The organism is Stenotrophomonas maltophilia, assembly GCF_006970445.1.
GTDB lineage: Bacteria > Pseudomonadota > Gammaproteobacteria > Xanthomonadales > Xanthomonadaceae > Stenotrophomonas > Stenotrophomonas maltophilia_AU.
The window spans coordinates 380,750-399,362 of the sequence record NZ_CP033877.1 but is presented as its reverse complement, the minus strand read 5'-3'; the positions used below and the strand labels follow the sequence as shown (position 1 = coordinate 399,362).

Here is an 18,613-nt window from a genome sequence, read left to right as displayed (position 1 = left end):
CGCGGGCTTTACATCACGCTCCGCTGGCCGCGGTGGCAGGCGCGCTGCCGGTTTCTGCAGCGGCAGGCGCAGCAGGTGCCTGGCCCGCCGGTGCTGCCGGTTCGGCAGGTGCCGCCGGCGTTGCCGGCGCGGCGGGCGGCGCCGGCTTGCGCTGCGCCAGCCACTGCTTGAATTCTTCCTTGGACACCGCCTCGACCACGATCGGCATGAAGCCATGGTCCTTGCCACACAGCTCAGCGCACTGCCCGCGGTACACACCGGGCTGCTCGATGCTGGTCCAGGCCTCGTTGATGAAGCCAGGGATGGCGTCCTGCTTCCAGCCCAGCGCCGGCACCCACCAGGCGTGGATCACATCATCGGAGGTGATGACAAAGCGCACCTTGGTATCCACCGGCAGCACCAGGCGGTTGTCCACGTCCAGCAGGTAGTGTGGGTGGCTTTCGCGCGTCGGCACCTTGCCACTCTGCCGCATGCGGTCGGACTCGCGGTCCAGGCGGCTGGTGAAGGTGACGTTCTCGCCGAGATATTCGTACTTCCACATCCACTGGTAGCCGGTGACCTTCACCGTCATCTCGGCATCGCGGGTGTCGTACATCTTGATCAGGTTGGCCGTGGCCGGCCACGCCATCACGATCAGGATGATCACCGGGATCACCGTCCAGATGATCTCGGCCTTGGTGTTGTGGCTGAAGGTGGCGGCGACCGCGCCCTTGGATTTGCGGAACTTGAAGATGGCATAGGCCATCGCGCCGAACACGATGACGCCGATCACCGTGCAGATGATCAACGACAGGTTGTTCGATTCCCAGGCCAGGCGCGAGGTCTGGGTCACCCCCTTGCCCATGTTCAGCTGCCACGGCTTGGGATCGGCCGCCTGGGCCCAGGCCAACGCCGGCATCAGTCCCCCGGTCGCCAGCACTGCGGCAACCACGTTCACGCACTTCGTGCCCCACCTGCTGCTTTGCTTCATTGCCTAGACCCTTAGCGTCGTCGGTTGCCGCCATCGCTGGCGGCGAGCAAGCTTTCAAGTGTCTCTGCGAGCGTCTGACGTTCGGCCGGCGCGAGGAAACTCCCCACCTCCACCTGCCGGCCGCTGGATGCCAGCCGGACCCTCTCATCGTCGGTGAGCAGGCGCACCCAGTGGGGGTGGGCCCGGAACACCGGCGATCCACCGGGTACGGGGATGACCTCCACGTACGCCGGCACTACCCGGATCTCCTCCTGCCGTTCACCGCTGCGCCACAAGGCACGCAGCGCCGCTGCCAGCACCAGGCTGTACAGCAGCGCGAACAGGGGGGCGAATGCATTGCCGGCCAACCACCCAAGGGCGGACACCAGCCACATCGCACCCGACAACACGGTGAACAACAGGACGAACTGCCGGGCATCGAGCGCCCGTGGGGGACGCAGCCGCAGCTGCGTACCTGACCCATCCGGAGCTGGAAGCACCTCGATCATGTCGCAACCGCGTTCCTGCCGCGGGAAACGTCTCGATGGTAGCCCTGCCCTCTCGCCGGTAGCAAGGGTGCATTCACACTTTTTCCAATGCTGCAACACAGCATTGGGTCGGCAGCACGAATGACGAATTCAGCACAAATGTAGCCGAGCTTGCTGAACACGCTGAACCCACCACCGTTAGGGGCTATCAGCCCTTCACGAAGGTGGCTGCGGGGCACTTCCGGAAGGCGCAAAAATGATTAAAATCGCCAAGTTTTCCACTGGCCGGACCGGCATGAACGCACCTTCTTCCTCCCCTGCCGCCAGCGACGCCCCGCGTCCCGGCGCGCTGCTGTCGCCGGAACTGCCGGCGCCCCCCAACCCGTTCCGCCAGGCCATCACCGATGGCTGGCTGAAGGACGAGGCCAGCCACGTCCGCGAGCTGCTGGCGCAGGCCCGCCTGCCCGCCGAAGAGCAGGCCAGGGTGCAGGCGCTTGCCGCCGACCTGGTCGGCCGCGTGCGCGTGCGTGCCAAGGACCAGGGCGCGATCGAAGCCTTCATGCGCCAGTACGACCTGGGCAGCGAGGAAGGCGTGCTGCTGATGTGCGTGGCCGAGGCGCTGCTGCGCATTCCGGACCAGGACACCGCCGACAAGCTGATCCGCGACAAGCTGGCCGATGCCGACTGGGAAAAGCACCTGGGCGGCAGCGACTCGGTGCTGGTCAACGCCTCCACCTGGGGCCTGATGCTGACCGGCAAGCTGGTGCAGATGAACGACGCCACCCGCGCCGATGCGCCCAGCGCGTTCAAGCGCCTGGTCGGCCGCGTCGGTGAGCCGGTGGTGCGCCTGGCCGTGCGCCAGGCGATGAAGATCATGGGCCACCAGTTCGTCATGGGCCGCACCATCAGCGAAGCGCTGTCGCGCTCGCACAAGGGCGACAACGCCAGCTACCGCTACTCGTTCGACATGCTGGGCGAAGGCGCGCTGACCATGAAGGACGCGCTGCGCTACCTGGAAGACTACCGCCGTGCGATCCACGCCATCGGCGGCGATCACAAGGCACGCGGCGGCCGTCCGGACGGCGACGTCAACAATGCCCCGGGCATCTCGATCAAGCTGTCGGCGCTGTACCCGCGCTACGAGCACGCCAAGCGCGAGCGCGTGCTGAAGGACCTGGTGCCGGGCGTGCTGGAACTGGCACAACTGGCCAAGAGCTACGGCATCGGCTGCACCGTCGACGCCGAAGAGTCCGACCGCCTGGAACTGTCGCTGGACATCATCGAGCAGGTCTTCTCCGACGCCTCGCTGGCCGGCTGGGATGGCTTCGGCGTGGTCGTGCAGGCCTACCAGAAGCGCACGCCGTACACGATCGACCACCTGGCCGACATGGCGCGCCGCGCCGGTCGCCGCCTGCAGGTGCGCCTGGTCAAGGGCGCCTACTGGGATGCCGAGATCAAGCGCGCGCAGATCGAAGGCTATCCGGGCTACCCGGTGTTCACCCGCAAGCAGAACACCGACGTGTCGTACCTGGCATGCGCGAAGCGCCTGTTCACCCATGCCGACGCGATCTACCCGATGTTCGCCACGCACAACGCGCACACCATCGCGGCCGTGCGCAGCATCGCCAACGGCGGCGTGTACGAGCACCAGAAGCTGCACGGCATGGGCGATGACCTGTACGCCGAAGTGGTGCCGGCCGACCGCTTGAACCTGCCCTGCCGCGTGTATGCACCGGTCGGTTCGCATGAAGACCTGCTGCCGTACCTGGTGCGTCGCCTGCTTGAAAACGGCGCCAACTCCAGCTTCGTCAACCGCATCACCGACGAGCGCGTGCCGATCGCCGACCTGATCCGCGATCCGGTCGAGATGGTCGCCTCGTTCGAATCGATCCCGCATCCCAAGATCCCGCTGCCGGTTGACCTGCTGCGCAGCCAGAACCACGACAGGAAGAACTCCATGGGCGCCAACCTCGCCAACGACAACGAACTGCGCGCCCTGGCCGAGCAGATCAACGCGGCTGTGAAGCCCTGGCAGGCCGCTCCGCTGGTACCGGGTGCCAACCCGGCCGGCGCCGCGCTGCCGGTGACCAACCCGGCCGACACCCGCGAGGTGGTCGGCCAGTGGCTGGCCGCCGATGCCGCCACTGTGCAGAAGGCCCTGGCCAACGCCGTGGCCGCGCAGCCGGCCTGGAACCGCACCCCGGCCGCCAGCCGCGCCGCCATCCTCGAGCACGCCGCCGACCAGCTGGAAGCGCGCATGCCGGAGTTCATGGCGCTGTGCGTGAAGGAAGCCGGCAAGAGCCTGCCCGACAGCATCGCCGAAGTGCGCGAAGCCGTGGACTTCCTGCGCTACTACGCCAAGCAGGCGCGCGAGCAGTTCAGCCACGCCGAGAAGCTGCCGAGCCCGACCGGTGAGTCCAACGAGCTGCAGCTGCACGGCCGTGGCGTGTTCGTCTGCATCAGCCCGTGGAACTTCCCGCTGGCGATCTTCCTGGGCCAGGTCGCTGCCGCCCTGGCCGCCGGCAACAGCGTCATCGCCAAGCCGGCCGAACAGACCAACCTGATCGGCTACTACGCGGTCAAGCTGCTGCACGATGCCGGCGTGCCGGCCGAGGTGGTGCAGTTCCTGCCGGGCGACGGCGCCACCGTCGGTGCCGCGCTCACCGCCGACCCGCGCGTGGCCGGCGTGGCCTTCACCGGCTCCACCGACACCGCCCGTGCGATCAACCGCGCGATGGCCGCACGTGACGCCGCCATCGGTGTACTGATCGCCGAGACCGGTGGCCAGAACGCCTTCATCGCCGACTCCTCGGCGCTGCCGGAACAGCTGGTCAAGGACGCGATCGGTTCGGCCTTCACCTCCGCCGGCCAGCGTTGCTCGGCCGCGCGCGTGCTGTTCGTGCAGGACGACATCGCCGACAAGGTGATGACCATGCTGGCCGGTGCGATGAAGGAACTGAAGGTCGGCAACCCCGGCCTGCTGTCCACCGACGTCGGCCCGGTGATCGACGCCGACGCGCTGAAGATCCTGCAGGACCACGCCGAACGCATGGACCGCGAAGCGCGCCTGATCGCTGCCGCCGAGCTGTCCGCCGAAGCAGCCAATGGCACCTTCTTCGCACCGCGTGCGTATGAACTGAAGGACCTCGGCCAGCTGCACAAGGAAGTCTTCGGTCCAGTCCTGCACGTGATCCGCTGGAAGGGCGACCAGCTCGACGCGGTGATCGATCAGATCAACGCCACCGGCTACGGCCTGACCCTGGGCGTGCATTCGCGCATCGACGAGACCGTCGATCGCATCAGCAACGGCGTCCACGTCGGCAACGTCTACGTCAACCGCAACCAGATCGGCGCGGTGGTCGGCGTGCAGCCGTTCGGCGGCCAGGGCCTGTCCGGCACCGGCCCGAAGGCCGGCGGCCCGCACTACCTGCTGCGCTTTGCCACCGAAAAGACGGTGACGGTGAACACCACCGCCGCCGGCGGCAACGCCTCGCTGCTGACCCTGGGCGACTGATCACCTGCGTCATGCGGTGAACGAAAAACCCCGCAAAAGCGGGGTTTTTTGTGCTTTACCGGTAGTGCCGGGCCATGCCCGGCGACGATCATGCCGCTACACTGAACCGGCTGTCCGTACGCTTGGCCAGCTCGTGCCGCACCCTCGCGATGCGCGCTTCCAGGTCGCCCTCCAGCAGCACGTACTCGACTCCCCGCGCCTGCAACTCGTGCACGTACCACGCATGCTGCTGCGCCCGGAAGGCCTCCCCCACCCGCGTGCCATCCTGGTCGAACGGAATATCCGGCGCACACAGGAACAACAGGTCGTACGGCCGCAGTGCAGCCTGCCGCAGTGCCTCCGGTGCCGTATCAAACATCCAGCCGCTGTAGCCCAGCGTCACCAGCGGCGTGGTATCGCAGAACAACCAGCGATGCGCCCGCCGCGCAGCCTCATCTTCATGCTGCGGCTGCGTCATTGCGATGCGAAGCAGATCATTCGGCGTCAGTTCTCCGCCCTGCTGCTCCCATAGCGTGCGGCCATACTCCGGCACCCAGGCGGTCTGCAGACGCTCGGCCAGCACCCGCGCGAGCGTGGTCTTGCCACTGGACTCGCCACCGATGAACGCCACGCGCTGCACGTAGTCCGCATACATCTCGGCGGAAAGGCTGTGCCGATGCGCATGTGGATCGGCTCGCAGCTGGGTACCACTGGCCTGGCCGACATCCCGCGTGCGCTCCAGCCGTTCATGACGTACCGGCGCGTTGAAGCAGGCCGCCAGCGTGGCGGCAAAGCCATCGCCGTAGTCCTCGCCGGTGAATACCGCCTGCACCGGGCCACCCAACAGCCGCTGGCACAGCCATGCGGTGAACATACGCTGCACCTGCTCGCTGTCGCTGTCCTGCGGCAACACGCGTGGCGGCACATCGTGTTCGGCACACAGGGCTGCCAGCTGCGCGTCATCCAGCACCGCCACCGTCGCCTGCGGAAAGCGCGCACGCAGCCAGCGCTCGCGACGTGCCGCGCTGTAGCCGGCAAAACCCGGCTGCGACCAGCCGATCACCAGCAACTGCTGGCAGCGTGCGGCTGCGAAGTCGATCAGTCGTTCATGGCCGAGGTGCAGCGGGCAGAACTTGCCCACCACCAGCCCGCGCTCGACACGCTCAGGCAGCGGCATCGGCCGCCTTTGCCTCATCGCGCATCAGATGCCGCCAATGGCGCAGTGCCACCAGCGCGTTGATCCAGAAGCCCACATACAGGATCGAGGTCAGATGCAGGCCGCGGCTGTAATACAGCGGTACCGCAACGGTGTTCACCAGCAACCACACCCACCACGATTCCAGCTTGCGCCGCATCATCAGGATCTGCGCAATCACGCTCAGCACCAGCACCGCCGAATCGATGTAAGGCGCATAAGCGTTGGTCAGTCGGGTCAGCATCCAGCCGTAGCCGAAGGTCGCAACTACCGCCAGCGGCGCCAGCCAGGCCCATGCACGCGGCCGCAGCGCGGTGATCGGCAGCGGCGCGCCATGGTCGCCACGCAGCCACTGCCACCAGCCCAGCACGCTGATGGCGATGAAGAAGAACTGCAGCACCATGTCCGCATACAGGTGTGATCGCTCGAACACGGCCGCAAACAATGCGCAGCCGACGATGCCCAACCACCAGGTGTGCACGTTGTTGCGGCCGGCCAGCAGGATCGAGCCGGCGACGGCGATGTTGGCAGCCAGCTCCAGCTGGAAGTTCGGATCGGACAGGTTCATGGCGTCATTGTCGTCGATCCGCGCGCCGAGCGTGCCTGCCAGTAGATCCACGCCATGCGTGGATGCCCCAGAACCGTCCCCCACAAAAAGAAAGCCCCGCTTGCGCGGGGCCTCCTTCGTACTGCGTCAAGCAATCGCTCGAATCAGAACTTGTACTGCATCGAAGCCGCCAGCACGTCGCCGCTGACCTTGTACTTGCCGGTCACGGTGTTGCCGGTGGCCGAGGTCGAGGTGATGTTCGGATCCTTGGTGAACAGGTGGGTGTAGCCCACGCTGTATTCCATCTTGTCCGAAGCCGCGTAGGTCAGACCCAGCGACAGCCACTTGCGGGTGGTGTCCGGCACGCGCACGTCGCGGTGCAGGTCGGTGGTCGGGGTCTGGTCATAGGCGAGACCGCCGCGCAGGGTCAGCTTCTCGTTCATGCGGTACTCGGTACCGATCGACGCGAAGGTGGTGTCGCGGTAGTGGAACGGCAGCACGCTGTCCGGCTGGTTGGAGTCATAGTCGACGACGACCTGGTCGAACTTGCTCCACGCGGTGCGCGAGACGTCGGCCATGATCTTCCACTGGTCGTTCACGCGGTGGGTGAAGCTGACGGTGGCGCTGGCCGGCAGGGTGATCGAGGCACGACCCTTGCTGTCGATGAAGGTGCCCGGAGCAGCAGCGGCCAGGAAGGTCGCAGCGTTGCCCGGAATGGTGAAGTCGGCCTTGCCGTCGTTGATCTTGTGCTTGACCTGCGAGCGGTAGCTGAAGGCGATGTTGGTGCCTTCCACCGGGCTGACGGTCATGCCCAGGGTGTAGCCCATCGACACTTCGTCACCCTTGATGCGCAGGTAGCCATCGGCGGTGCCCGGAGCGAAGCCCTGCTGGGCCATGGCCACGGCGGCCTGACGCGAAGCAGCGGCGGCCTGGGCGGCGGTGCCACCGGCGGCCAGCACGGCAGCGGCAGCCTTCTGCTGGGCGCTGGCGTTGATCGCGGTGCCGGTGTCGACAGCGCTGGTCAGGTCGACGTTCAGGCGCTCGGCGAACACCGACGCACCGAACGACAGGTACGGGTTGACGTCGTAGGAGAACGCGACGCCCAGGTCGATCGCCTGCAGCTCGGTCTTGACGCCGTTGTAGCGGCCGACCCAGTCACGGTCGTATTCGGTCTTGAAGCCGAACGGCACGGTCAGCGATGCACCGAAGTGCATGTTGTCGTTCTCGCCGAACGGCAGGTGGAAGTAGGCTGCCGGGACCGGGGCGATCATGCCGGCGTCGCCGCCGTTGCCGCCGGAAATCGGAGCGCCGTTGGCGTACTTGCCCTGGCCACGGAACTTGGCGCCGAAGCTGATGGCGCTGACGTCGCCCTGGATCTGGGTGCCTTCGAGCAGGCGCATCGACGCCGGGTTGGTGGCGACCACCGAGGCATCGCCTTCAGCGGAGGTGGAGCCGGCGAACGCACGGCCGAGGCCCTTGGCGCTGTTTTCCTTCAGCTGGAAGGCGGCGGCGTTGGCATCGGCGGCGGCCAGCGCACCGGCAACGCCGACGGCCAGCAGGGTCAGACGGGCAATGGTGGAAGCGGTTTGCATCGTAGTTCTCTCTCCGGTAAGCGGTGATGTTGCTCTGAGTGCGCCTGCGCCCGGCTGGCCCTGGGGCCCTTCGGAGCGCGCCGGATTCCCCTCCCGACATACGACGCCGTATGCGAGTATTACCCAGAGCTGTTAATGAAACAATAACAGCAACGGCGCTTTTTTCGTCTCAAAAGCTGAACAGGACAATCCCCGCCGCAGGCGTCGTCACGCTAGGCTTATGCCCATGTTCGTCTCCCTCCCGTCGCGCAAGAAGGCGGCCCTGCGCTGGGCCACGCCCGTGCTGTTCGCGTCATTGTGGCTGGCGTTCCTGTGGTCGATCTCGCGCCCGGACGATGCCCGCGGCAGCCTCTGGCTGGACTGGGGCGCCCTGTCCACCGGCCTGACCCGTCCGCTGGATTGGTGGGCGACCCTGCAGGACGGCAGCGTGCTGCGCCTGTTCACCGCGCTGTTCCTGCACGCCGACTGGTCGCACCTGCTGGGCAACCTGGTGTTCCTGCTGATCTTCGGCCTGCCCGCCGAGCGGGTGCTCGGGCCGTGGCGGCTGCTGCTGCTGTTCCTGGTGGGCGGCGCGGTGTCCAACCTGGTGGCGATCTACACCATGGGCAGCCCGGACCAGATCATCATCGGCGCCAGTGGCGCGGTGTCGGCGCTGATCGGCGCCTATCTGGCCCTGTTCCCGGGCGCGCGGCTGGGCGTGGTGATCCCGCTCGGCCTGTTCCTGGAGTTCGTGCGTGCCCCGGCCTACCTGCTCATCGGCGTCTGGGCGGCGCTGCAGGTCGTCTTCGCCCATATCGGCCCCAGCTTCGGCATGGTGGCCTGGTGGGCGCACATCGGCGGCTTCCTGTTCGGCCTGCTGTACGGCGTGTACGTGCGGGCGGCCATCGCCCGCCGCCTGCGCAAGCGCCACGGCTTCTGACCCCTGGTAGTGCCGGCCGCTGGCCGGCTCCACGCTCACCCGCCCGTTCGTGGCGTCGAGCGTGCTCGACTCGGGCTTCACCGCCGGGCACGGCCCGGCGCTATCGTCAGGGTTTGGCTGGCGCCGGAGCGGGCTTTGCTTCCGGCTTTGCTTCCGGCTTCGCTTCCGGCTTCGCTTCCGGCTTCGCTTCCGGCTTCGCTTCCGGCTTTGCTTCCGGCTTTGCTTCCGGCTTTGCTTCCGGCTTCGGTTCGGCCTTGGCTTCCGGCTTCGCCGCAGCGGCCTTCGCGGTCTTTGCCGCATCCGCCTTGGCAGCCTCGGCCTTCAACCGCGCCGCCACCGAACCCGGGTTCTTCAACTCGGCCAGCGCGTCGTTGATCGGACCATCACCCGGCAGCACCGCACCGGCGTGGTAGCCCTCGGTGCCTTCGTCATCGCCGCGCAGATGGCCCGGCAGGGTCGCTTCGCTGTAGTCGCTCAGGCTGGCCGGAAGTGCATCTTCAGCCGGCGTGGCGGCCGGCTTCAGTTCAACGTCCGGCACGATGCCGGTGGCCTGGATCGACTTGCCACTGGGCGTGTAATAGCGCGCGGTGGTCAGCTTCACCGAATCACCGTTGTCCAGCGGCAGCACGGTCTGCACCGAGCCCTTGCCGAAGGTGCGGCTGCCGACCACGCGCGCGCGCTTGTTGTCGCGCAGCGCGCCGGCCAGCACTTCCGATGCACTGGCAGAACCGGCATCGGCCAGCACGACCACCGGTGCACCCTTCAGCAGGTCGCCCGGGGTCGCGTCAAAACGTGCATCGCTGATGCTGATGCGGCCACGGGTGCTGACGATGTTGCCCTTGTCGAGCAGATCATCGGCCACCTGCACGGCGGCAGTCAGCAGGCCGCCCGGGTTGCTGCGCAGGTCCAGCACCAGGCCCTTGAGCTGGCCACCGGACTGCTTCTGCAACTGCTGCACCTGCTTCTGGAAGTCCGAACCGGTATCGGCCTGGAAGGTGCTCAGGCGGATGTAGCCGTAGCCCGGTTCCAGCATGCGGCTCTTCACGCTGGTCACGCGGATGGTCTGGCGGGTCAGGCTCACGTCGAATGGCTTCGGCTTGCCTTCGCGCACGATGGTCAGCACCACCTTGCTGCCGGCCGGGCCGCGCAGCGGCTCGCTGGCGTCGATCGCGCTGATCGGCTTGCCGTCGATGGCGATGATCAGGTCACCGGCGAGGATGCCGGCCTTGGCCGCAGGCGTGTCGTCGATCGGCGAGATCACCTTCATGCTGGCGTTGTCCGGCTGCTGCTGCAGCTCCACGCCGATGCCCTCGTAGGCACCGTTGGCCTGCTCGTCGAAGGCCTGCGCGTCTTCCTTGTTGAAGTAGGTGCTGTGCGGGTCGAGGTCGAGCAGCAGGCCGCGCACGGCCGACTGCATCAGCTTCTTGTCATCGACCGGGTCGACATAGGCCGCGCGCACCGCGTTGTACACGGCCACGAAACGGCGGATTTCCTCCAGCGGCACCTTCGAGGTCACCGCCTCCTCGCTGTTCGCTGCCTGCCCACTGGTTTCCTGGCTCGGGGCGGGCGCGGTCTGCTGCGCCCAGGACAGCGCTGGCAACAGGGCCAGCAAGAGGGTGGCGGTACGGGCTGCGCGCATGGATCACTCCTGTCGACGTTGGCATCGTGCCCAAGGCACATGCACCGATTATGCGCGAAGCACAGCTAAATTCCCGTTGAATCCGGCCCGCAATCGGCGGGCCCGGATTCAGCGCCGCTGCAGCCAGCTGTCCGGGTTGACCGGCTGCCCGCCACGGCGCAGCTCGAAGTACAGCGCGGTAACGCCCTGGCCGCCGGAATTGCCGACCTTGGCCACCGCATCACCGCGGCTGACCCGCGCGCCGGCATCCTTCAGCAGGGTGTCGTTGTGGGCGTACAGGCTCATGTAGCCGTTGCCGTGGTCGACGATCAGGATCATGCCGTAGCCGGTCATCCAGTCGGAGAACACCACGGTGCCGTCGGCCACGGCCGTGACGGTGCTTCCGGCCGGCGCGCCGATCAGCACGCCGCTGCTGGTGCGGCCATCGGGCAGCTTGCCGCCGTAGCGGGCCAGCAGATTGCCGGACAACGGCCAGCCCAGGCCACCGACCTTCGGTGCAGGTGCAGACGCCACCGCAGGTGGAACCTTGGTGGGCGGCGGCGGACGGCCCTGCGCGGCGGCCTGGCGTGCGGCCCGCTCGGCAGCGGCCTTTTCGGCGGCGGCTCGACGTGCAGCCGCACGACGCTCGGCTTCGGCCCGCGCGGCAGCGGCACGCAGGTTGGCCAGCAGCGTTTCCAGCGCCTTGGCGTCCTGGCCCAGTGCCTGTTCCTTCTCGCGCTGGTCCTTGAAGCGTTCGTCCAGCGAGGCCACGGTCTGCGCGCGATCACGGCGATCGGCCGCCAGCGCAGCAGCCTGTTGCTTCTGGTCCTGCTGCGCTCCCTGCAGCTTCTGCTTGCGCTCGGCGATCTGCGCCTGCAGCGCCTCCAGTTCCTTCAGGTCGGCGGTCAGCGTGGTGATCCGCTGCGCACGTTCGCGCTGCAGATAGCGATGGTAGGCCAAGGCACGGTTGGCATCGGCCACCGTGTCCTGCGACAGCAGCAGCTTCAGCGGCGCGTGGTTGCCCAGCTGATATGCCGCGCGCAGCAGCCCGGCCAATTCGCGGTGCTGCTGGGCGAGGTTGGCCTGCAGGCTGTTGCGGCGCTGCTCGGCTTCGGCCAGGGCGTGGCCCTGTTCGCGCAGCGCGGTTTCCGTCTGTGCAAGCGCACGGCCGGTGCGGGCCACCTTCTCGTCGGCCTCGCGCAGCTGCTGCGATGCCTGGCCACGCTGCCCTTCGATCTGCCGGCGCTCCTGCGCCACACCTTTCAGTTCGGTACGCAGTTTCTGCAGCTTGCGCTCGGTCTCGCGGGTGGTCTGCGCACCGCTGGGCAGCGGCAGGGCCAGCGCCAACGCCAGCCCCAGCAGCAGGCAGCGACCGCCGCGGGCAGCGGCGATGTGATGTCGGCGTGATGGGAAGACGTTGTCGCGCAAGGGCTTTCCAGTGACTTCAGGCAGTTGCGGGGGGTACCGGGGAATGGTGACATCTCCGCACGCGGCCTGCCAGCCGCACATCCATCGAGGTCCCCATGAAAACTCTTTCCATTCCGCTGCTGTTGGGCGTACTGCTGGCCACCGGGCCGGTCTGTGCCCAGGAGAACATCAGCAAGGTCAACGGCAGCATCAGCGCCGAACCCGGTCAACGCTACGGCAAACTGGACACCGTCAACGGCGGCATCCGCGTCGGCGAAGGCGTCGAGACCGGCAGCATCGACACCGTCAACGGCGGGGTGAAGGTCGCCGACCGCGCGCGCACCGGCAAGATCGAAACGGTCAACGGCGGTGTACGCCTCGGGCGTGAAGTGATCGCCAGCGGCAGCGTCAGCACCGTCAACGGCAGCATCTTCACCGATCGCGGCAGCCAGATCGAAGGTGGCGTCGAGACCGTCAACGGCGGCATCGGCCTGGTCGAGAGCCGCGTCGGCAAGGACGTGGAGACCGTCAACGGCGACATTACCGTCGGTATCGGTTCGCAGGTCAACGGCGGCGTGCATGTGCGCAAGCCGAACTTCAGTGTCTCGCTGACCGCCAGCCGCAAGCCGCGCGTGATCATCGGCCCCAATGCGGTGGTCAATGGTCCGCTTCAGTTCGAACGCGAGGTAGTGCTGTACGTACACCGCACCGCGCGCATCGGTCCGGTTACCGGTGCCGAGCCGATCCCGTTCGACACCGAAACCGCGCCGGCCGACTGAACCCGCCGGACCTGCCGGTTCGGTGATACTCGCTGTTACCGGTCGCGCTTGAGGTGCGGCCGCCCTTTGTTCTCCAGGAATCGACGATGCCCCGCAAACTCCTCCTGTGCCTGGCCGCCGCGGCCGCGCTCAGTGCCTGCAAAGGCGAAGACACGCCGGCTGCCACGCCGGCCACCGATACCGCTGCTGCAAAGCCGTCCGCCCATCAGTTCTCCCCGGAGATCAATGCCGGCGACTTCGCCGAGATGGTCAAGACCCTGGCCTCGGATGAGTTCGAAGGCCGGGCCCCGGGCAGCAAGGGCGAAGAACTGACGGTCAACTACATCCGCGACCAGATGCAGCGCATCGGCCTGCAGCCCGGCAACGGCGACAGCTGGTTCCAGGATGTGCCGATGACCGAGACCACGGCCGACGAATCGACCGTGCTGAAGATCACCCAGGGCGGCAAGACCACCGAACTGAAGTTCGGCACCGACATGGTGGTCGGTACCCGTACCGGCCAGGCCGAGGTGAAGGTCGATGCCAGCGACCTGGTGTTCGTCGGCTATGGTGTCGATGCGCCGGAGCAGAAGTGGAACGACTACGCCGGCCAGGACTGGAAGGGCAAGACGGTCGTGATGTTCGTCAACGACCCGGGCTTCCATGTCGATGACGCGAAGCTGTTCGACGGCAAGCGCATGACCTACTACGGCCGCTGGACCTACAAGTTCGAGGAGGCCGCACGCAAGGGTGCCGCTGCCGCGCTGATCGTGCACGACACCGCCGGCGCATCCTACGGCTGGGACGTGGTGAAGAATTCCTGGGCCGGCCCGCAGTACGACCTGCCCGCCAAGGATGACCCCGAAGCACGTATCCCGGTACAGGGCTGGCTGAGCGCCGACGCGGCCAAGGCGCTGTTCGCCGGTGCCGGCCTGGACCTCGCCCAGGCCTACAAGGACGCCAGCAAGCGCGGCTTCAAGCCGGTGCCGCTGAAGGCCACCGCCGCGGTCGACCTGAAGAGCCAGATCGCACAGAAGCAGTCGCGCAACGTGGTGGGCGTGCTGCCGGGCAGCAAGCGCGCTGACGAGGCCGTGCTGTACATGGCGCACTGGGACCACCTGGGCAAGCATGAGGGTGAGACCGGCGACAACATCTACAATGGCGCAGTCGACAACGCGACCGGTGTGGCCGGCATTCTCGAAGTGGCCGAAGCCATGGCCCACCAGGATCCGAAGCCGGAACGTTCGGTGGTGTTCCTGGCCGTGACCCTGGAAGAATCCGGCCTGTTGGGTTCGAAGTACTACGTCGCCCACCCGACCTTCCCGCTCGACAAGATCGCCGGTGTGATCAACATCGATGCGATGTCGGTGGCCGGCCGTGCCAAGGACGTGACGGTCACCGGCTTCGGCAGTTCGGAGCTGGAGGACATCCTCAAGCCGCTGGCTGCCGCCCAGGACCGTACCCTGCACGGCGAGACCTCGGTGCAGAGTGGCTTCTACTTCCGCTCGGATCACTTCAACTTCGCCAAGGCCGGTGTGCCGGCCCTGTACGCCGATGGCGGCGAAGACCTGCGCGAGGGTGGCATGGAAGCGGGCCGCAAGGCCGCGGCGGACTACGGCGCCAACCGTTACCACGGCCCGAAGGACGAGTTCGACGCGGCCACCTGGAAGCTGGACGGCACCGTCGAAGACCTGCAGCTGATGTACGGCGTGGGCAAGGAACTGGCCGGTGGCGATCGTTGGCCGAACTGGTATGCAGGCAACCCCTTCAAGGCGGCCCGCGACGCGATGATGAAGGACAAGGCCCCGACCAAGTAGAGTCAAGGCATGCTCGACTGAACTTCGTTGAGAGCAGAGCGGCGCCCCACGGGGCGCCGCTTTTTTTGTGCGCTCTGCCATTGGTGGGTGCCAACCTTGGTTGGCCCCCTTTACTCGGCGAGCGCCCCATCCACGCATGGCGTGGATCTACGGGTAGTGCCGGCCGCTGGCCGGCAAACGGCAGCGGGTCCATCAACTCATCTGCCAGCCAGCGGGCGCCACCACCAGTATTTCCTGCACGTAAAGAAAAACCCCGCTGCGTGAGCAGCGGGGTTTTGGGTGTAAACCCTGGCGATGACCTACTCTCGCATGGCTTGAGCCACACTACCATCGGCGCAGCTGCGTTTCACTTCCGAGTTCGGGATGGGATCGGGTGGTTCCACAGCGCTAATTTCACCAGGGAGACGGTTGCAGCAGCGCTTGCAGCGCCAGCTTCGCGATCTTGCCCTTGGGGCGGAAGGAACCCGGAAAATGCAGTGCCTTCACTTAATAAGAAAAACCCCGCTGCGTGAGCAGCGGGGTTTTGGGTGTAAACCCTGGCGATGACCTACTCTCGCATGGCTTGAGCCACACTACCATCGGCGCAGCTGCGTTTCACTTCCGAGTTCGGGATGGGATCGGGGTGGTTCCACAGCGCTAATTTCACCAGGGAGGCTTTTGGAGAGTCGCACTCGTCCCGAGGGACAAGGCGCCAGCCTCGCATAGTTCTTGTGACGTAGCGTGCACTTGGATGCTCTTACGACGCTGTCGTAAAGCCAAGGCAACTTGAGGTTATATGGTCAAGCCGCACGGATCATTAGTATCAGTTAGCTCAATGCATTGCTGCACTTACACACCTGACCTATCAACCACGTAGTCTACATGGTTCCTTCAGGGGGCTTGTGCCCCGGGAGATCTCATCTTGAGGCGCGCTTCCCGCTTAGATGCTTTCAGCGGTTATCGCTTCCGAACATAGCTACCCGGCAATGCCACTGGCGTGACAACCGGAACACCAGAGGTTCGTCCACTCCGGTCCTCTCGTACTAGGAGCAGCCCCTCTCAAATCTCCAACGCCCATGGCAGATAGGGACCGAACTGTCTCACGACGTTCTGAACCCAGCTCGCGTACCACTTTAAATGGCGAACAGCCATACCCTTGGGACCGACTACAGCCCCAGGATGTGATGAGCCGACATCGAGGTGCCAAACACCGCCGTCGATATGAACTCTTGGGCGGTATCAGCCTGTTATCCCCGGAGTACCTTTTATCCGTTGAGCGATGGCCCTTCCATACAGAACCACCGGATCACTAAGTCCTAGTTTCCTACCTGCTTGATCCGTCGATCTTGCAGTCAAGCACGCTTATGCCTTTGCACACAGTGCGCGATGTCCGACCGCGCTGAGCGTACCTTCGAGCTCCTCCGTTACTCTTTAGGAGGAGACCGCCCCAGTCAAACTACCCACCATACACGGTCCCCGACCCAGATAATGGGCCCAGGTTAGAACGTCAAGCACGACAGGGTGGTATTTCAAGGATGGCTCCACTGCAGCTAGCGCCACAGTTTCATAGCCTCCCACCTATCCTACACAGACGAACTCAACGTTCAGTGTAAAGCTATAGTAAAGGTTCACGGGGTCTTTCCGTCTTGCCACGGGAACGCTGCATCTTCACAGCGATTTCAATTTCACTGAGTCTCGGGTGGAGACAGCGCCGCTGTCGTTACGCCATTCGTGCAGGTCGGAACTTACCCGACAAGGAATTTCGCTACCTTAGGACCGTTATAGTTACGGCCGCCGTTTACTGGGGCTTCGATCAAGAGCTTCGCCTTGCGGCTGACCCCATCAATTAACCTTCCAGCACCGGGCAGGCGTCACACCCTATACGTCCACTTTCGTGTTTGCAGAGTGCTGTGTTTTTGATAAACAGTCGCAGCGGCCTGGTTACTGCGACCCTCTTCAGCTATAGCTCGCACGAGCCACCAAAAAGGGTGCACCTTCTCCCGAAGTTACGGTGCCATGTTGCCTAGTTCCTTCACCCGAGTTCTCTCAAGCGCCTGAGAATTCTCATCCTACCCACCTGTGTCGGTTTACGGTACGGTCTGCGTAAGCTGAAGCTTAGGAGCTTTTCCTGGAAGCGTGGTATCAGTGACTTCGCCATAAAGGCTCGTCTCGGTGCTCGGTCTTAAAGGATCCCGGATTTGCCAAAGATCCAAACCTACCGCCTTTCCCCAGGACAACCAACGCCTGGTACACCTAACCTTCTCCGTCCCTCCATCGCACTTACGCGAGGTGCAGGAATATTAACCTGCTTCCCATCGACTACGACTTTCGTCCTCGCCTTAGGGGCCGACTCACCCTGCGCCGATTAACGTTGCGCAAGGAAACCTTGGGCTTTCGGCGTGCGGGTTTTTCACCCGCATTATCGTTACTCATGTCAGCATTCGCACTTCCGATACCTCCAGCAGACTTCTCAATCCACCTTCAACGGCTTACGGAACGCTCCTCTACCGCGCATACAAAGTATGCACCCCAAGCTTCGGTTCACTGCTTAGCCCCGTTAAATCTTCCCCGCAGACCGACTCGACCAGTGAGCTATTACGCTTTCTTTAAAGGGTGGCTGCTTCTAAGCCAACCTCCTGGCTGTCTGTGCCTTTCCACATGGTTTTCCACTTAGCAGTGAATTTGGGACCTTAGCTGTGGGTCTGGGTTGTTTCCCTTTTCACGACGGACGTTAGCACCCGCCGTGTGTCTCCCATACAGTCCGTCTCGGTATTCGGAGTTTGCAATGGTTTGGTAAGTCGCGATGACCCCCTAGCCATAACAGTGCTCTACCCCCGAGAGGATACATATGAGGCGCTACCTAAATAGCTTTCGAGGAGAACCAGCTATCTCCGGGTTCGATTAGCTTTTCACTCCTAATCACACCTCATCCCCTACCTTTGCAACGGGAGTGGGTTCGGGCCTCCAGTGCGTGTTACCGCACCTTCACCCTGGGCATGACTAGATCACCCGGTTTCGGGTCTACTGCCCGCGACTATGCGCCCTTATCAGACTCGGTTTCCCTTCGCCTCCCCTATACGGTTAAGCTTGCCACGAACAGTAAGTCGCTGACCCATTATACAAAAGGTACGCAGTCACTCCTTGCGGAGCTCCTACTGCTTGTACGCACACGGTTTCAGGTTCTATTTCACTCCCCTCTCCGGGGTTCTTTTCGCCTTTCCCTCACGGTACTGGTTCACTATCGGTCGGTCAGTAGTATTTAGCCTTGGAGGATGGTCCCCCCATGTTCAGACAGGGTTTCACGTGCCCCGCCCTACTCGTCTTCACTGAAATGGCCCTTTCAGATACAGGGCTATCACCTTCTATGGCCGCTCTTTCCAGAGCGTTTTCCTAGAACCAAATCAGCTTAAGGGCTAGTCCGCGTTCGCTCGTCGCTACTTACGGAATCTCGGTTGATTTCTTTTCCTCTGGTTACTTAGATATTTCAGTTCACCAGGTTCGCTTCCAGCAGCTATGTATTCACTGCAGGATACCCGCAAGCGGGTGGGTTTCCCCATTCGGACATTACCGGATCAAAGCTTGTTGCCAGCTCCCCGATACTTTTCGCAGGCTGCCACGTCCTTCATCGCCTCTGACCGCCAAGGCATCCACCGTGTGCGCTTATTCGCTTGACCATATAACCGCAAGTTGCCTTGGGTTATACATTTGACCCGGGGGTACAAAGCCCGGATACGAATATAACGACTCAATTAATAAAGAGACTTATGTCTCTCGCCTTAGCCTCACGACACGTCTGATAGAACATCTCAAACGCTCGCTACGTCACAAGTTTTAAAAGAACACGTACCAGC

General features: G+C 64.5%; 11 protein-coding genes and 3 rRNA genes. 4 read left to right on the top strand and 10 right to left on the bottom strand.

Features of this window, described 5'->3' with window-relative positions; translation table 11 throughout:
• Positions 1-13 precede the first annotated feature (13 nt).
• The gene (gene coxB / locus EGM71_RS01735) at positions 14-970 is read right to left on the bottom strand and encodes a cytochrome c oxidase subunit II (RefSeq protein ID WP_188487361.1); all 957 of its coding nucleotides are present in this window, start codon (positions 968-970) and stop codon (positions 14-16) included.
• An 11-nt stretch (positions 971-981) separates the two neighbouring features.
• Positions 982-1,458: a DUF2244 domain-containing protein gene (locus tag EGM71_RS01730; protein WP_004153894.1), complete on the bottom strand. Its 477-nt coding sequence runs from the start codon at positions 1,456-1,458 to the stop codon at positions 982-984.
• Between the two features lie 274 nt (positions 1,459-1,732).
• Here EGM71_RS01730 and putA point away from each other — a divergent pair, with 274 nt between their 5' ends.
• Positions 1,733-4,951, top strand: a complete 3,219-nt coding sequence (gene putA, locus EGM71_RS01725; RefSeq protein WP_188487359.1) for a bifunctional proline dehydrogenase/L-glutamate gamma-semialdehyde dehydrogenase PutA — start codon at positions 1,733-1,735, stop codon at positions 4,949-4,951.
• Between the two features lie 88 nt (positions 4,952-5,039).
• On the opposite strand, the gene EGM71_RS01720 is transcribed toward putA, so the two are convergent.
• The 3 genes from EGM71_RS01720 to EGM71_RS01710 form a co-directional block, all read right to left on the bottom strand.
• Positions 5,040-6,107 (bottom strand): AAA family ATPase, encoded by a 1,068-nt coding sequence (locus EGM71_RS01720; protein ID WP_188487357.1) that lies wholly within the window; start codon positions 6,105-6,107, stop codon positions 5,040-5,042.
• A complete protein-coding gene (pnuC, locus tag EGM71_RS01715; RefSeq protein WP_069140027.1) occupies positions 6,094-6,693 on the bottom strand; it encodes a nicotinamide riboside transporter PnuC in 600 nt (199 codons plus the stop codon). Before pnuC ends, EGM71_RS01720 begins: the two co-directional genes overlap by 14 nt.
• A 143-nt stretch (positions 6,694-6,836) precedes the next feature.
• Entirely contained in the window at positions 6,837-8,264 is a 1,428-nt protein-coding gene (locus EGM71_RS01710; protein ID WP_188487355.1) for an outer membrane protein transport protein, read from the bottom strand.
• 226 nt (positions 8,265-8,490) lie between these two features.
• Between EGM71_RS01710 and EGM71_RS01705 the strand changes: the two genes are divergently transcribed.
• Positions 8,491-9,183 carry a rhomboid family intramembrane serine protease gene (locus EGM71_RS01705; RefSeq protein ID WP_188487353.1) on the top strand — a complete coding sequence of 231 codons (693 nt, stop codon included), beginning with the start codon at positions 8,491-8,493 and terminating at the stop codon, positions 9,181-9,183.
• A 106-nt stretch (positions 9,184-9,289) separates the two neighbouring features.
• Here EGM71_RS01705 and EGM71_RS01700 read toward each other — a convergent pair whose 3' ends face one another.
• Positions 9,290-10,822 (bottom strand): S41 family peptidase, encoded by a 1,533-nt coding sequence (locus EGM71_RS01700; protein WP_188487351.1) that lies wholly within the window; start codon positions 10,820-10,822, stop codon positions 9,290-9,292.
• A 108-nt stretch (positions 10,823-10,930) separates the two neighbouring features.
• Positions 10,931-12,229, bottom strand: a complete 1,299-nt coding sequence (locus EGM71_RS01695; protein WP_188487349.1) for a murein hydrolase activator EnvC family protein — start codon at positions 12,227-12,229, stop codon at positions 10,931-10,933.
• 95 nt (positions 12,230-12,324) lie between these two features.
• Between EGM71_RS01695 and EGM71_RS01690 the strand changes: the two genes are divergently transcribed.
• Complete coding sequence (locus EGM71_RS01690) at positions 12,325-12,987, top strand: hypothetical protein (protein WP_188487347.1); 663 nt, start codon at positions 12,325-12,327, stop codon at positions 12,985-12,987.
• An 86-nt stretch (positions 12,988-13,073) separates the two neighbouring features.
• The gene (locus EGM71_RS01685; RefSeq protein ID WP_188487345.1) at positions 13,074-14,783 is read left to right on the top strand and encodes a M28 family metallopeptidase; all 1,710 of its coding nucleotides are present in this window, start codon (positions 13,074-13,076) and stop codon (positions 14,781-14,783) included.
• Between the two features lie 286 nt (positions 14,784-15,069).
• Here EGM71_RS01685 and rrf (EGM71_RS01680) read toward each other — a convergent pair.
• The 3 genes from rrf (EGM71_RS01680) to EGM71_RS01670 form a co-directional block, all read right to left on the bottom strand.
• Positions 15,070-15,184, bottom strand: a 5S ribosomal RNA gene (rrf, locus tag EGM71_RS01680).
• Positions 15,185-15,317: 133 nt separating this feature from the next.
• Positions 15,318-15,433 (bottom strand): 5S ribosomal RNA (gene rrf / locus EGM71_RS01675).
• Between the two features lie 125 nt (positions 15,434-15,558).
• Positions 15,559-18,436: ribosomal RNA gene (locus tag EGM71_RS01670) — 23S ribosomal RNA — on the bottom strand.
• Positions 18,437-18,613 lie beyond the last annotated feature (177 nt).

Coding starts and splice junctions, on each gene's coding strand:
- coxB (WP_188487361.1), bottom strand. CDS start 970: ATGAAGCAAAGCAGCAGGTGGGGCACGAAGTGCGTGAACGTGGTTGCC.
- EGM71_RS01730 (WP_004153894.1), bottom strand. CDS start 1,458: ATGATCGAGGTGCTTCCAGCTCCGGATGGGTCAGGTACGCAGCTGCGG.
- putA (WP_188487359.1), top strand. CDS start 1,733: ATGAACGCACCTTCTTCCTCCCCTGCCGCCAGCGACGCCCCGCGTCCC.
- EGM71_RS01720 (WP_188487357.1), bottom strand. CDS start 6,107: ATGCCGCTGCCTGAGCGTGTCGAGCGCGGGCTGGTGGTGGGCAAGTTC.
- pnuC (WP_069140027.1), bottom strand. CDS start 6,693: ATGAACCTGTCCGATCCGAACTTCCAGCTGGAGCTGGCTGCCAACATC.
- EGM71_RS01710 (WP_188487355.1), bottom strand. CDS start 8,264: ATGCAAACCGCTTCCACCATTGCCCGTCTGACCCTGCTGGCCGTCGGC.
- EGM71_RS01705 (WP_188487353.1), top strand. CDS start 8,491: ATGTTCGTCTCCCTCCCGTCGCGCAAGAAGGCGGCCCTGCGCTGGGCC.
- EGM71_RS01700 (WP_188487351.1), bottom strand. CDS start 10,822: ATGCGCGCAGCCCGTACCGCCACCCTCTTGCTGGCCCTGTTGCCAGCG.
- EGM71_RS01690 (WP_188487347.1), top strand. CDS start 12,325: ATGAAAACTCTTTCCATTCCGCTGCTGTTGGGCGTACTGCTGGCCACC.
- EGM71_RS01685 (WP_188487345.1), top strand. CDS start 13,074: ATGCCCCGCAAACTCCTCCTGTGCCTGGCCGCCGCGGCCGCGCTCAGT.